This window comes from Methylotenera sp. (assembly GCF_030684185.1).
GTDB lineage: Bacteria > Pseudomonadota > Gammaproteobacteria > Burkholderiales > Methylophilaceae > Methylotenera.
The window spans coordinates 226,907-241,827 of the sequence record NZ_JAUXOY010000027.1 but is presented as its reverse complement, the minus strand read 5'-3'; the positions used below and the strand labels follow the sequence as shown (position 1 = coordinate 241,827).

Annotated in this window: 13 protein-coding genes; 8 read left to right on the top strand and 5 right to left on the bottom strand. The window is 41.1% G+C overall.

Translation table 11 applies throughout. The features are described 5' to 3' along the window. Nucleotides 1-5: 5 nt before the first annotated feature. Both Q8J82_RS11095 and Q8J82_RS11090 read right to left on the bottom strand, forming a co-directional pair. Complete coding sequence (locus Q8J82_RS11095) at nt 6-662, bottom strand: HAD-IA family hydrolase (protein ID WP_304908294.1); 657 nt, start codon at nt 660-662, stop codon at nt 6-8. 26 nt (nt 663-688) lie between these two features. Beyond that, a complete protein-coding gene (locus tag Q8J82_RS11090; protein ID WP_305328310.1) occupies nt 689-1,708 on the bottom strand; it encodes an RluA family pseudouridine synthase in 1,020 nt (339 codons plus the stop codon). Between the two features lie 666 nt (nt 1,709-2,374). Between Q8J82_RS11090 and Q8J82_RS11085 the strand changes: the two genes are divergently transcribed. Continuing rightward, the gene (locus Q8J82_RS11085) at nt 2,375-5,047 is read left to right on the top strand and encodes an Rne/Rng family ribonuclease (protein ID WP_305328309.1); all 2,673 of its coding nucleotides are present in this window, start codon (nt 2,375-2,377) and stop codon (nt 5,045-5,047) included. A 127-nt stretch (nt 5,048-5,174) separates the two neighbouring features. On the opposite strand, the gene Q8J82_RS11080 is transcribed toward Q8J82_RS11085, so the two are convergent. Then, nucleotides 5,175-5,498 carry a DUF190 domain-containing protein gene (locus Q8J82_RS11080; protein WP_305327379.1) on the bottom strand — a complete coding sequence of 108 codons (324 nt, stop codon included), beginning with the start codon at nt 5,496-5,498 and terminating at the stop codon, nt 5,175-5,177. Between the two features lies 1 nt (nt 5,499). Further along, nucleotides 5,500-5,883, bottom strand: coding sequence for a fluoride efflux transporter CrcB (gene crcB / locus Q8J82_RS11075; protein ID WP_305328308.1), 384 nt, complete (start codon nt 5,881-5,883; stop codon nt 5,500-5,502). An 82-nt stretch (nt 5,884-5,965) separates the two neighbouring features. Here crcB and glgA point away from each other — a divergent pair, with 82 nt between their 5' ends. Further along, nucleotides 5,966-7,420, top strand: a complete 1,455-nt coding sequence (glgA, locus tag Q8J82_RS11070; RefSeq protein WP_305328307.1) for a glycogen synthase GlgA — start codon at nt 5,966-5,968, stop codon at nt 7,418-7,420. A gap of 150 nt (nt 7,421-7,570) precedes the next feature. Here glgA and orn read toward each other — a convergent pair whose 3' ends face one another. Beyond that, entirely contained in the window at nt 7,571-8,155 is a 585-nt protein-coding gene (gene orn, locus Q8J82_RS11065) for an oligoribonuclease (RefSeq protein ID WP_304890602.1), read from the bottom strand. 109 nt (nt 8,156-8,264) lie between these two features. Here orn and Q8J82_RS11060 point away from each other — a divergent pair, with 109 nt between their 5' ends. The 6 genes from Q8J82_RS11060 (at nt 8,265) to queD (ending at nt 14,911) form a co-directional block, all read left to right on the top strand. Further along, nucleotides 8,265-9,515, top strand: coding sequence for a M48 family metallopeptidase (locus Q8J82_RS11060; protein WP_304890601.1), 1,251 nt, complete (start codon nt 8,265-8,267; stop codon nt 9,513-9,515). Nucleotides 9,516-9,567: 52 nt separating this feature from the next. Next, nucleotides 9,568-9,846 carry a cytochrome c gene (locus tag Q8J82_RS11055; protein ID WP_304908299.1) on the top strand — a complete coding sequence of 93 codons (279 nt, stop codon included), beginning with the start codon at nt 9,568-9,570 and terminating at the stop codon, nt 9,844-9,846. Nucleotide 9,847: 1 nt separating this feature from the next. Further along, nucleotides 9,848-10,753 (top strand): ribosome small subunit-dependent GTPase A, encoded by a 906-nt coding sequence (gene rsgA, locus Q8J82_RS11050; protein WP_304908300.1) that lies wholly within the window; start codon nt 9,848-9,850, stop codon nt 10,751-10,753. 190 nt (nt 10,754-10,943) lie between these two features. After that, a complete protein-coding gene (locus Q8J82_RS11045) occupies nt 10,944-12,557 on the top strand; it encodes an HD-GYP domain-containing protein (RefSeq protein ID WP_304908301.1) in 1,614 nt (537 codons plus the stop codon). Next, nucleotides 12,550-14,373 (top strand): EAL domain-containing protein, encoded by a 1,824-nt coding sequence (locus Q8J82_RS11040; RefSeq protein ID WP_305328306.1) that lies wholly within the window; start codon nt 12,550-12,552, stop codon nt 14,371-14,373. Before Q8J82_RS11045 ends, Q8J82_RS11040 begins: the two co-directional genes overlap by 8 nt. 97 nt (nt 14,374-14,470) lie before the next feature. Next, nucleotides 14,471-14,911 (top strand): 6-carboxytetrahydropterin synthase QueD, encoded by a 441-nt coding sequence (gene queD / locus Q8J82_RS11035; RefSeq protein ID WP_304908303.1) that lies wholly within the window; start codon nt 14,471-14,473, stop codon nt 14,909-14,911. The last annotated feature ends 10 nt before the right edge of the window (nt 14,912-14,921 follow it).

Genomic DNA, 14,921 nt, shown 5'->3' with positions numbered 1-14,921 from the left:
TTCTCTTAAGCGTGCTCAAGCAGCCATTGGCTTAAACTAGTAAAGTCGTCAAACTGCTGAATCGGATTAAGATGCTGCCATTGCTCAGCCTGTTGTGCACCAAAGGTTACACCCACTGCACTAACACCAGCATTTTGTGCCATATGTAAATCATAACTGGTGTCACCTATCATTAATGTGCGTTCAGGCAACACCACTAAATATTCCATTAGCTCATCCAGCATTTGGGGATGCGGTTTTGAGAAACACTCATCTACAGTTCGCGTTGAATGAAAATATTTACCTAAGCCACTGTGTTCCAGTGCCAAATTAAGCCCACGACGGCCTTTGCCAGTAGCCACAGCCAACTTGAAGCCACGCTTATTTAATGTGGCCATCGTATCAGCCACGCCCTCAAATAAAGGTATTTCACGCTCACCAGCATAATAATTGGCTGTATATTGAGTAGCAAGCGCTTGCGCTTGTTCAACAGGTATTTCGCCGTACAAAGCCTCAATAGACTCACGCAAACCAAGCCCAATGATGTTACTTGCAGCTTGTGGAGTTAATACTGGCAAGCCTACTTGTTCAGCTGCTTTAAGGATTGCATTGGTAATCATGCCAGTAGAATCTGCTAGCGTACCATCCCAATCCCACACGATTAAATCAAACTGCTTACGCATTCTTTCTTACTCTTTCTCTTAGATCTTTAGGACTCTAATTTAACTAAAAATTTACTTAATTCTACTGGCATAGGGGCAATTAACTCAAGCTTGTCATTCGTCAATGGATGACGAATTTTTGTGATGGATGAATGCAAAAACATGCGCTTCAATCCACTTTTTATTAAAGCTTTATTCAACGCAAAATCACCATATTTATCATCACCGACTATCGCAAAACCCAAATGTGCCAACTGCACACGTAATTGATGTGTACGCCCTGTCACAAGTTGCGCCTCCAACAAACTAAATTTGCCTAATACCGGGTGATTAAAATTTTTCATCAGTCTGAACATGGTTTCAGATGTCTGGCGCTCATTATATTTATCTTTTGAAACGTCCGTGACTACATTCACTCTTCTCTCACCATTTGGTAAAAGGTATTTTTGTAGATCCAACACCACCCGTTTTTTTTGTTCCAGCCATTCACCCTGCACTAACATCACATAGCGCTTATCTGTTTGATTATTCCGAATAGCTTCATGCAAAGCTACTAAAGCGCTACGTTTTTTAGCCAACATCAATACGCCTGAAGTTTCCCGATCAAGACGATGTACCAGCTCTAAGAACTTGGCCTTGGGGCGCTCCAAGCGCATCTGTTCTATCACGCCTCGACTAATGCCACTGCCCCCATGCACGGCAAAACCTGCTGGCTTATCAATCACCAGCACTGCATCATCTTCAAAAATAATAGTATTTTCAAATCTGGGGGCTACAGGTATTTTTTGCTCAGGTTTATCTGCAATGGTAGATCGTGTTGGCGGAATTCTAACTACATCACCCAGACTTAAGCGAAAATCTGCATCGATGCGTTTTTTATTAACGCGCACTTCACCACTGCGTAATATTCTGTAAACATGACTTTTAGGCACGCCTTTTAGGGTTTTTGTCAGAAAATTATCGACACGTTGCCCTTCACTTGCCTCATCAACAGTTAAAAATGCAGCTGCCAATTCACTTACCTTTGTTGCGCTATGATGCTGATCTTGTGTGGTTATATTGTTCATACTTTGCTTAAATGTTTGTAGTAGCCTATACTAGCGCGAGTATCAATTAACTTAAGAATTAATTGATACTCGAGAATACACTTAAATATCTACAATTGCGCTTTATAAATACGCAACTATCTATGTAATTTAAGCTGTAATTAAAGTAAAAACAGATACTTGGTTAACGCCGCTCACCATATTATAAAAGTAGCAGCAAGTAAAATTAGCGCTCAAGCCGCCGCAGACAAATAAACATAAAGCGCGACTTAAGGGAAAAGTAAAATTTAGCATATTGCTGAATTAGCATTTACTGAAGATAGAATTTTAACGAATTTAAGCCACAACTGGCGTAAATTTAATAATTAGTTTAATTTAACGCACAATAAACAAGTTTCAAATTGAAGTTTTCAATTGAAACAATTAATTAAAAGACAAGATTAACTCTGCTGGTTTGCCATTGTAAACATGCACACTTAATCGTTCTTTAAGAGAGTTTTTAAGAACAAAGCGACCTTCGTTACATGTTCTTAATTGAAAGAGTCGTTAGATTTCACACGTGCGCGCACTTCGCGCCTTCAGTATCTTAGCCTAAATATTTGGCACTTTCACCTTAATACGCCTTCAATATCAATTGCTTACTTATCAAGCATTGAGTCTGCCACCTGAGCCTAACAGGAGCAAACAATGAAACGCATGTTATTTAATGCAACGCAATCTGAAGAGTTACGCGTTGCGATTGTAGATGGTCAAAAACTCATCGATTTAGATATTGAACACGCTGGTAAAGAACAACGTAAAAGCAATATTTACAAGGGTGTCATCACCCGTATAGAACCCTCACTAGAAGCAGCTTTTGTCGACTACGGCATGGATAGACACGGTTTCTTGCCATTTAAAGAAGTCGCGCGTAGCTACTACAAAGAAGGTGCAGACGGCAAATCCCGTATTCAGGATGCCTTAAAAGAAGGTCAGGAATTGATTGTGCAGGTAGATAAAGACGAGCGCGGCAACAAAGGTGCTGCGTTGACAACCTTTATCTCACTCGCTGGTCGTTATTTAGTTTTAATGCCAAACAACCCACGCGGCGGCGGTGTTTCACGTCGTATTGAAGGTGAGGATCGCGACGAATTACGTGATGTATTAGCACAACTTGAAGTACCAAAAGGCATGAGCATAATCGCTCGTACCGCAGGGATTGGCCGCAATGCTGAAGAATTACAGTGGGACTTAAATTACCTCACACAGTTGTGGACAGCTATTGATGGCGCTTCAGCAATGCAGGCTGGCGCGTATTTAATCTATCAAGAAGGCAGCTTAGTCATTCGCGCAATTCGCGATTACTTTAGCTCTGATATCGGCGAGATTTTAATTGATACCCCTGATATTCACGAACAAGCAGTACAGTTTATGAATCACGTGATGCCAGGCAATGTGTCACGCGTTAAGCTATATCAAGATGAAATCCCACTTTTTACACGCTTTCAAATCGAGCATCAAATTGAGTCTGCCTTTGCGCGTGAAGTGCGCTTGCCTTCCGGCGGTGCGATTGTCATTGACCACACTGAAGCTTTGGTTTCAGTTGACGTTAACTCGGGCCGTGCAACACGTGGTAGTGACATTGAACATACAGCATTCAACACCAACATAGAAGCGGCTGAAGAAGTCGCACGCCAATTACGCCTGCGCGACTTAGGCGGATTGGTTGTCATCGACTTCATTGACATGGAAAGCCAGCGCAACCAACGTGAAGTGGAAAATGCTTTACGTGACGCATTACATCTAGACCGCGCGCGCGTTCAAACTGGCAAGATTTCACGTTTTGGCTTACTGGAATTATCACGTCAACGCCTGCGCCCAAGCTTAGGCGAAACCAATCATATTCCATGCCCGCGCTGTAGCGGTACAGGCCATATTCGCGGCATTGAATCAACTGCACTACACATTTTGCGCATCACACAAGAAGATGCAATGAAAGAAAACAGCGCAATTATTCAAGTGCAGTTACCAGTTGAAGTGGCTACATTCTTGCTTAATGAAAAACGTGCTGACATTCATAAAATTGAACAACGCATGGGCGTAGAGGTTGTATTGATTCCAAATATTCACCTTGAAACACCAAACTACAATATTGTGCGCGTTAAACACGATGATGTGACTGAAGAAACCAGCCGTGCAAGCTACAAATTAGTAGAAATGCCAACTGAAACCTCTTACATTCCAAATGCAGAAGAAGTAGCAAAAGCAGTAAGGCCAGTTGCTGCAGTTAAAGGTATTACGCCAGCAGCACCTGCGCCGATTGTAGCTGAGAAAACAGAGACTGAAGCTTTTGCAGCGCCTAAAGTATCCTTCTTTGCACGCATTAAACGTTTCTTTGGTGCTTCACCTTCAACTGTAGAAACACCCAAAACTGAAGCTGAAAAAGCGGACGAAACGCGTCGTGAAAATAACCGTAATAATCGTAACCGCAATAATCGCAATCGTAACGAGCGTAATCGCAGCGGTAGTGAACGTACGGATAAAGACATAAATCAGCAGAACCGCCCTAATCGCAACAATGAAGTTAAGGGGCAAGAAACACGTCCTGCTGATGCAAAAGCTCTAGAGCCACGTCAACCAAAACATCAACAACAAGCTCGGGGCGAAAAACCGCGAAACGAGCAACCACGTCAACAAGCAAATGCAGCGCCGTTAAATACTGGTGCTGAAGTTGCAGTAATTGAAGCAGGTACCGAGAAAACTGCAGAACGCAGCGGAAGCCGTCGCAATCGTAACAACCGTCGTGGTCGTCGTGATCGTGATGATTCAGCTGTTCGCGATGCAAATCGTCCGTTTGTTCCAAATGATGAAATCATTGCAACACAACCAAACACGACAGCCGATGCAGCTATCATTTCTTCTGGCAATGTGACTGAACTTCCAATACCAACTGTGCAAGAAGTAACTGCAATAGCTGAAAATCAACCAAACATAGTTGATACTCAGCCTAGCGAAAAGCCTAAGGCTAAAGCAGATAACAGAAAACCTAAAGCAGCTAAAGTGCCTGTCGCTGAAGCTGAGGGCGTAGCTACAAATGATACTGCGACACAAGCACCTGCTATTACGGCTGAAGATGCCTCTGCAAAAGCTAGCAATAAGCGTCCTGCCCGTCCACGTAAGCCAAAAGTAGAAGCTAAACCCGTTGATTTAGCGGCAGCAGGGTTACAACTGGTTGAAACAAAAGCAGACGCACCAAAAGCTGTTGTACTCGCTGAGGCAGAGAAACCCAAGGCACCTCGCAAAGCAGCAGCCTGGAAGAAAAATGCTATTGAAGATACCAATGCAGAACCTTTAGTCATGGTAGAAACACAAAATAAATAGCACTATATGACAGTGTAGAATTGCTAGAAATTTAGTGATAAAAAGCCCCGTGTAGGAATTACTCGGGGCTTTTTTATTGCCATTTTACCCAGCAAAAAAACACTTCTCGCGAGATTGAAATTAACTTTTACTTTGGTTTAATCTGCCCTGCTTCAGCATTAAACTTTATATAAAACAATGATTGGTTTTCTGCCGCCAGCAACGCTAACAACTGATTGATGGTTTCATCACTAGCAAAAAACTCAAGTACGATAGGCAACTCACCTGCCAACTCAAAAAAATGTTGTTCATGCAGGCGTCCATCACGGCCGAAGCTAGCCAAGGCACGCACTGCTGATCCGCCAGGAATCCCAATGGCCTCGGCTTGTTTTAATACCCACTCATATAGCAGATTACCATGCAGGCGTAATTGCTCAGGAACAAACAGCTTCAGGTAAATACCTTGTGTCATATTAACCTCGTATTAAATGTACAGTAAGTAAGCCCATGCCTGTCATCGCCAATGATCCCAATACATGAACCAATATATGCGTTGCGGCCCAACCATACTGCCCTCTTGTGAATAAATTCACAGCTTCAGCAGAAAATGTAGAAAATGTAGTCAATCCGCCGAGTAATCCAGTGACTGCGAAAAGCCTAATTTCTGGAGCAACCGTAGTAGTTAGTGCAAAAAAACCCATGAACAAGCCTATAAAATAGCCACCCACCAAATTAGCCACAAGCGTGCCCAATGGCAGTGCCGGTAAGGTGGCATTTAGTGCCAAGCCTAATCCCCAACGCATCCAGGCGCCTATTACGGCGCCAGCGCCAACGGCTAAAAACCCGTTAAATCCCATGCCCACTCCCGAAAACAATGTTATAGCAAACTAATTTATACAATATAATAATGCATCAACGTCATTATGAAGAAAGTATATTTTGCGCGTTCTATTTGCTACGTCTGAAGTTTTTCCACTCATTAAAACTGGCGGGTTGGCCGATGTAAGCGGATCGCTACCTACTGCTTTGCAGAATTTAGGAGTTGATATCCGCATCCTGGTACCTGGTTATCCATCTGTGTTAAAGCAACTCGTTAACCTTCGGCATGTCGCCTCACTGAGCAACTTACCTGTTATTGAACATGCCGAACTCATGATAGGTATGATTTCAGAAACTAAAGTCAATGTTTTAGTCATCAAAGCTGCAGGGCTCTATGAGCGAGATGGCGGACCTTATGTTGACGTAAACGGACAGGAATGGTTAGATAATCCGGTGCGCTTTGGTATACTTTCAAAAGTTGCTGCAATTATAAGTGGACCAAACTCACCTATTCCTAACTGGCAACCGGATATTGTACATTGCAACGACTGGCAAACTGGATTAGCACCTGCCTACATGAAACTGGTAGAACATACTCAGGCTAAATCCGTCATTAGCTTACATAATATGGCGTTTCAAGGTTGTTATGCACCAGGGTGGCTATCGACTTTAGCCTTACCACACACAAACTTTGCAGTAGAAGGCTTTGAATATCACGGTCAATTATCTTTTCTGAAAGCTGGCATTTTTTATGCAGATGCCATCACCACGGTAAGCCCAAGCTATGCGAAAGAAATTCAAACTGCAGAATTTGGCTTTGGCTTAGAAGGCTTGCTAAGTAAACGCGGCAATGAATTAAAAGGTATTCTGAACGGGATTGAAACCGATGAATGGAATCCGGAGTTTGATCCCCATCTTATTAAAACCTATAGCGCGAATAAATTAGCAGGAAAAAAACTGGTTAAAAGCGCTTTACAGGAAAGATTAGGGCTTCAAATTGATGCAAGCGCACCATTATTAGGCGTAGTGAGTCGCCTGACGCATCAAAAAGGCTTGGATATGCTAGTGCCTATCACGCAAGAGTTAGTTGACTCAGGCTGCCAATTAGCACTGCTGGGAAGCGGTGAAAGTACATTAGAAAATGCCTTTAGACAACTTGCCAATAGCAGCCCCAATAAAGTCAGCGTCACTATTGGTTACAACGAACCGCTATCTCACCAAATCATGGCGGGGTGTGACATGTTCATCATGCCTTCACGTTTTGAACCTTGTGGCCTGAATCAATTATACGGCCTAGCCTATGGCACCCCCCCCATAGTCAACGCCACTGGCGGGCTTGCTGACTCAGTAGTTGATACCAACATCGTTACCTTTAAAAACAAAACTGCAAACGGCTTTGTCATGAGCGAGGCTAGCCCGGCAAGCTTGCTAAGCTGCATTAAGCAGGCATTAAATGTATTTAATAACGATGAAAGTGCATGGCGCCAAATCCAAAAAAATGGCATGTTGCAGAATTTAAGCTGGGATAAAAGCGCGTTGGAATATCTAGCTGAATATAAAAAACTGATGCAATAAGTGATAAATTAGATGTAGCAGAAAAGTTGGCACAGGAAATGCTTTATAAATACTAAGCTTCTCCAAAGCTAGTTTCTCCTCCCTCTAGGGCGTCTTGTTAGACGCCCACTTTTTTTCCTAAACTACACCAGAACTTTGATTAGCAATAGCTTACTTAACAATAAAGTGCTCGCGATAATATTTAAGCTCATCGATAGACTCATAAATGTCTGCCAAAGCCTCGTGTTTACTGGCTTTCTTGAAACCAGAGTAAATTTCCGGCTTCCAGCGTCTTGCAAGCTCTTTGAATACACTGACATCTAAATTGCGGTAGTGAAAATAACTTTCTAAATCTGGCATATAGCGTGCCATAAATCGTCTGTCCTGACAGATTGAATTTCCGCACATGGGTGATTTACCTGCAGGTACATATTGTTTTAAAAAGGCAATCATTTGCGCTGTTGCTTCAGCTTCATCCAATGTTGACGCTTTTACTTTCTCAATTAAGCCAGAACGGCCATGTGCGCCTTTATTCCATGCATCCATAGCATCTAATACCGCATCACTCTGATGAATCACCAACACTGGTGATTCACCCAGCACATTCAATTCAGCATCGGTGACCACTGCAGCAAGCTCAAGAATACGGTCAGAGTCTGGCAACAAGCCGCTCATTTCCATATCCAACCAGATTAAATTATTTTGATTTGTACTGTTATTGCTATCAGTGCTTGTAGTTACCATCATGATTTCCATTAAAATATTGAGTTATAAGCAAACTTGATGAACTATCACCAACAAAATGCTTCACAATACTATATTAACTTAATTAACATATTGAACCATAAAGTAGAGCTATAAAAACATGTCTTCTGTACTCACCTTTACCTTCATTTTTTTGCTTATCACTACTACTTTGATACGCTTGTGGCTGGGTCGCAGGCACATTTCTTATGTGCAAACACATCGCAAGCAAGTGCCAGCAGCTTTTGAAAATAACATTACGTTAGATGCGCACCAGAAAGCCGCAGATTATGCATCAGCTAAAACAAGATTAGTCATCATTGAAGCTGTAGTGGCGGCCTTATTGCTTGCCGCATTAACGCTCGGCGGTGGATTGCAGCTAATTGACGATATTTGGCGTAACTTACTGCCAACTCAAGAGATTATTCGTGGAGCCCTAGTTATTTGCAGTGCATTATTAGTCAGCAGTTTCATTGACTTACCATTCGAATATTACAAAACCTTTGTCATTGACGAAAAATTCGGCTTTAACAAAATGACCCCTGCAATGTTCTTGAGTGACCTTGTAAAACATAGCTTGGTAGGGCTTGCCTTAGGTGCGCCTATTTTGTTTGCCGCCTTATGGCTCATGCAAGGTGCTGGGCAATACTGGTGGCTGTATTTATGGCTAGTGTGGAGTGTTTTCAATCTCATCATGTTAGCTGTATATCCGACATTTATTGCACCTTTATTTAATAAATTCTCTCCGCTAAAAGATGAGAATCTAAAGCAGCGCATTGAAACATTATTGACAAAATGTGGTTTTAAATCACAAGGTCTTTTTGTGATGGACGGTTCTGCTCGAAGCAGCCACGGCAATGCCTATTTCACTGGATTTGGGTCATCGAAACGTGTTGTGTTCTTTGACACTTTGCTTGAAAGATTAAACGTAGATGAGATAGAAGCAGTTTTAGCACACGAACTAGGACATTTTAAACATCACCATGTCATTAAACGCATCGTACTGATGTTCTTGGTAAGCTTTTTAGGTTTGGCATTGCTCGGATGGCTAATCAATCAACCTTGGTTTTACACAGGACTAGGCGTTACACAAAAAAGCGACTATATGGCTTTGGTCTTGTTTTTAATGGTGTCACCTGTGTTCTTATTTTTGCTTCGCCCTATCATGGCCAGTTATTCACGTAAAAATGAATTTGAGGCAGATGACTATGCGGCCAATCACGCAAGCGCTAAAGAACTGGTTAAGGCGCTGGTTAAACTATACCGTGATAATGCATCCACGCTGACGCCAGACCCCTTACATTCGGCATTTTATGACTCTCATCCGCCTGCGAGCATTAGGATTTCTAAATTAGCAGCGTATACTAGCTGAAAACTCAAGCGGAGCTATCACGATGAAATCCGTACTTTTAGCATGCTTATTAATGTTAAGCAACCTTACATTTGCTGAGCCTTATACTGGAGCTGATGCAACCGCAGGCAAAGCGCTCGTATCTAAGAACTGCATCAGCTGTCATGCCCAAAGTTTTGGTGGAGACGGCTCTGAGATATACATGCGTAAAGATCGCAAGGTAAAAACTTCAAAAGGCTTAGTTGCACAAGTACGTAATTGCAATACTAACTTAGGCTTAAAATGGTTTGAAGACGAAGAGCTTAACGTGGCCAAATATCTCAACCAAACTTATTACAAATTCACAGAATAATTTGACTACTCAAACTGCTGTAACATCAAGTTTTATACCTCCTTTGCAAGGCACCGTTGTTGCAGCTTATGGCAAGCGTTTTCAGGTTGAGTTAACTGATGGCAAAAAACGTATCAGCTGTGTCACGCGTGGGAAAAAAACTGATTTAGCCTGTGGCGATATTGTCACCATCAAACTCACAGACAAGCACGAAGGTGTAGTAGAAACCACCCTGCCACGTAAAACCTTACTGTACCGTAGCAATGCATTTAAAAGCAAAATGCTGGCGGCTAATGTGACGCAAATCATCATCGTACTTGCCACGCAGCCTAGCTTTTATGAAGCCCTGCTCAATCGCTGCTTAATAGCCGCAGAAGCCGCGAATATCAAGGCACTTATTGTACTGAATAAGTGTGACCTAGCCGATAATGATGATGCTAAACAGAAGCTTGCGCTATATACCGCACTAGGTTATCAGGTAATATCACTCTCAGCTAAAGAGGACATTTCCTCACTTAGGCCTTATCTGCAAGATGAGGCAAGTATTTTGGTGGGTCAGTCTGGCATGGGTAAATCCACCATCATCAATGCACTGCTGCCGAATGAAGCTGTACGGACGCGAGAAGTAAGCCATGTGCTGGACAGCGGCAAACACACGACTACTGCGGCGCATTTATATCACCTTGATGAATATAGCCAACTGATAGACTCGCCAGGATTACAAGAGTTTGGCTTACATCATCTCAGTACAGATGAACTTGAACATGCATTTGTAGAATTCAGGCCGTTTTTAGGTAAATGCAGATTTAACAACTGTAAACATTTACAAGAGCCAGATTGCGCAATCACTGAGGCCGTAGCAGCCAACAAAATAACAGCTGAAAGATTGGCTATTTATAAAATGTTACGTTTGGAAATAAAGCATTAAAGCTTATCAGTAAACCTAAAAAACTGCTGTAATCATAGTCTTAATCAATGCTTTAAAAAATCAACTCCCAAGTAAACTTAAAAGCTCCTAGGTAAACAAGTGTAAATGCTTTAAAAAAAGTATTGCCCTACAATATAATCATGCGTATGAAAGTAATCATTTTAATAAAATCGTTCAAGGGTCATGTTGAGTGAGTGACATTCGTCGAGAAAAAACCCCGGTATCCCAACTAGACGTTGGCATGTATGTCTCTGAGCTTGATAGGCCATGGCTAGATACGCCATTTATGCTTGAAGGTCTGCTCATTGAAGATAATGAGCAAATCGAGACAATTACAGGCATATGTGAATTTGTGTATATTGATAGAACCTTATCTGCTGGCAGGCACTTTAGTGCCACTCCCAAAGAGCAAGTTGCAATCAAGCGTGATGGCGCTATAAATCGCGTCATTGTAAACGCTGATTTACCAAAAAAATCTACGGATAGTTCAGCTAAATCAACTGAAACAAATACGCAAACTGGGAAGTTTTCATTTTTTGATGCCCTGAAAGAACTTCATACAAGCAATCAAAGTGCGCAATCTTCATCGACAAACAAAAATACTGCTGATGCAATATTTAATATGCAATATACAAATACTAATGTGGCAAGTTTAGCGAAAAGTGAGGTTACTAAAAACCCAACACTCACAAGTCAAATTAAAACGGATTTCTCAAACTTTATTTCCGGATTAACCAGCTGGGGAGGAAAACAAAAAAAACTCCAGGCTGTTGTTGATAAAGCGGCATTAAAGGCCGAACTTGCAAAAAATCAAAATACCATTGATGGTTACAAAATCACTATTTTTGATGAAGCACCACCCGTTGAAGATGAAATAGCCGTAATTTACCCTGTATATGAGAAATCACAACTCGCCACGCGACAAATGTTTGAAGCGCTCGCCTTAGACCAAGAAATTGATTTAACCAACATCCATGAAGCTTTGGATGGCATGGTTGAAAGTATAGAGCGCAATCCGGATGCGCTGATTTGGTTGGCTAAACTTAAACAAACAGACGACTATGCCTACAACCACGCGCTTAGCGTATCAATTACACTAATGGCCTTGGCAAACTTCATGTCACTGCCTAAAAAACAAGTGAAAGATTTAGGCTTAGCGGGCTTATTACAAGATATTGGTAAAGCAAAAATCCCGACAGAACTTTTACACAAGCAAGATAAAATTACTCATCAAGAGTTCGAAATCCTGAAGAAACACGTTGACTTTGCCTTAGGTTTACTCGAAGTGACGGATAACATTTCAGGCACGGTGATTTTAACTGTTTCACAGCATCACGAACGTATTGATGGCAGCGGCTATCCATACAAACTCTCAGGAAATCAAATTAGCTTAACGGGTCAAATGGCTGGTCTGATAGACACATACTGTGCCCTCACAACAAATAAAGTGTATGCGAAAGGCGTTTATAACCAACTGGCCTTGGAAGAAATTCATTCTTTACGCGGCTTCAAGTTTAATGGTGTTTTAATCGATCAATTAGTGCAGTTTTTAGGCATGTACCCGGTAAGTTCTCTTGTTGAGCTAAACTCTGGTGAAGTGGGCGTGGTCATCCAGCAAAACAGCGTGCGCCGTTTACTGCCAAGAGTCATGATATTACTGAATCCGGATAAAACCAAAAATGAATATCCTGCGATTATCAACTTAATCAACGCACCGCTTACGCCTACAGGAGAGCCTTATAAAATATTAAGAGGGTTGCCTCCCGATAGTTATGGATTGAGCTCAAATAATTACTATGGCTAAGCTATCCAACGATACATTAACAGCCGCTAATCAGCCAGGTTCATCATCGCTATACCAAGATTTTGCAATTGAATTAGATTCAAATTTATTGCTGCAAATCATGAATAGTTACCAATTAAAAGCCTCAGATGTCACAGGTGATTTTTATTTTAATCCGCAAATATTTAACCAGTTTATCAAATCACCTGCTCCATTTAATGTGAGAAGTAGTGTTCTGGAAAATACATCACATTTAATTAGCCGATGGCCACAACAATTAAATTGGGCGCAATTTAACCATCAAATAAACCAGTTATTGCTAGCATGGCTTAACGATTACAAATTCGGCGAAAATCTAGATGCTGCTTTTCTACTCGCTCGTGGCTTAGAATTAAAGTCTGCAAAAAATTCGCAGTTTCAAAGTCTGTTAATGCGTCTGATTGCACGAGTAACCAATCAACTTGAGCAATATAAATTTAGTTACGTCCAGAATTTTGATTTGGATACGAGCCTGCCAAACCAGCATTTATTAGCCAGCCTGCTTAAACAACATTTAAATACTAATAGCCATAAATTGCTTTTAAGTTCAAATGAGACTAGTGGCAAAAAGTCTGAACCAAACCATCTGGGTTTAATCCTGGTGAACCTAAACATCAATTTTGATGAAGATAGTCAATTAAATTCGTCAGCTACCAGCTTAATGCAAGCGGCAATAAACACCATTCAACAACATTTAAATGAGCATGCGACTTTATTCTATGTTGGCCCAATCGAGCTTGCAATCCTAATCCATCCATTAAAATCACCAACTCAACTTAGTCTAATTGCTACAAGGCTAATACATGCATTTGAAACTGAGTTACCGCTAGAAAATATCACCTTGATTTTGAAACCCTTCTTTGGTGCTATTAGTACATTCAATATTCAAACAAATGCCATTTCAATCTATGAATATGCAAGATTAGCATTGCACCACGCCATTATTAAAAACGAACAAATTAAGATCTACGATCAGCATATATCTTCATCCTTCATGAATACTCACTTGCTTGATGAGGCCATTATTGAAGCTTTGCAACAAAATGAGTTGGCTGTGTTTCTGCAACCCATCGTCAGTATTCATCATAAAGTAGGCACAAATGAAATATGCATGAGTGCTGAAGTATTATTGCGCTGGCCGAATCAAGAATGGCAATCTTTGTCTCCAGCCAGACTCATTGATGTCATTTACAAAAAAGGTTTTGGCAAGGTATTTATTCGGTGGCTCATCAACAATGCTTGCCAGCGTTGTGCTGAACTCATGTCAGCGCATCAATATAATATTGCACTCACTATCAATTTAAGCAGCATTGACTTATTAGATGCAGACTTACCAGCATTACTCGCACAGTCCATTGCACTTTGGCAAATACCTGCTGAAAACCTGATTATTGAAATTACCGAAAGCGACATTTTAGTTGATGAATTAAAAGTCTCTCAAGTCATTGATAAAATTAAACTATTAGGTTGTAAACTTGCCCTGGATGATTTTGGTACAGGTTATTCATCTATGGCGCGTTTACGCAACATGCCGATTGATATCGTTAAAATCGACCAATCATTTGTGCGTAACATTGCAACATCTAATCAGGATAAAGAAATCGTTCAATCAGTAGTGAAACTAGCGCATAGCCTGGGTAAAGAAGTGGTCGCAGAGGGGGTAGAAAACTTAGCTTGCCTAACTATACTAAAAGAATTGAAATGTGAAAAAATACAAGGTTACTATTACGGAAAACCAATGCAATTTGATCAGTTTCTCTTATGGCTAAATACATTTGAAACTGTACGACGAGTTTAAGCAACCATTTGAATTAGATCAGCTAAAATTTCAATCTGTCAAAATTACAAACAAGTCAGCGTATAATTGCCATCAACCTTCAATTTAAGTCACTATCATGCAAATTACCACCCGCCTAGAGTTTGATGCCGGGCATCGTATCCCAAGCCATAAAAGCCAGTGTAAAAATTTACATGGGCATCGCTATGCCATTGAAATTACTTTGTCTGGCGACATCATTTCGCAAGAAGGCACTTCAGAAAATGGCATGGTCATGGACTTTTCAGATGTTAAAAAAATCGCTAAAACCTCTGTCGTTGATGTCTGGGACCATGCATTTTTAGTGTATCAACACGACTTAGAAATATTGAATTTTCTAAATACACTAACAAATCATAAAACTGTTATATTTCCGACCGTTCCTACAGCAGAAAATATGGCTGCCGAAGCATTTAAAATACTAAAAACCCAGTATCAAGACACCTACGGCAACCATTTGAAGCTGGAAAAAGTACGTTTATATGAGACGCCTAATAACTGGGCAGATGCACTGGGTTAATTACTTACAA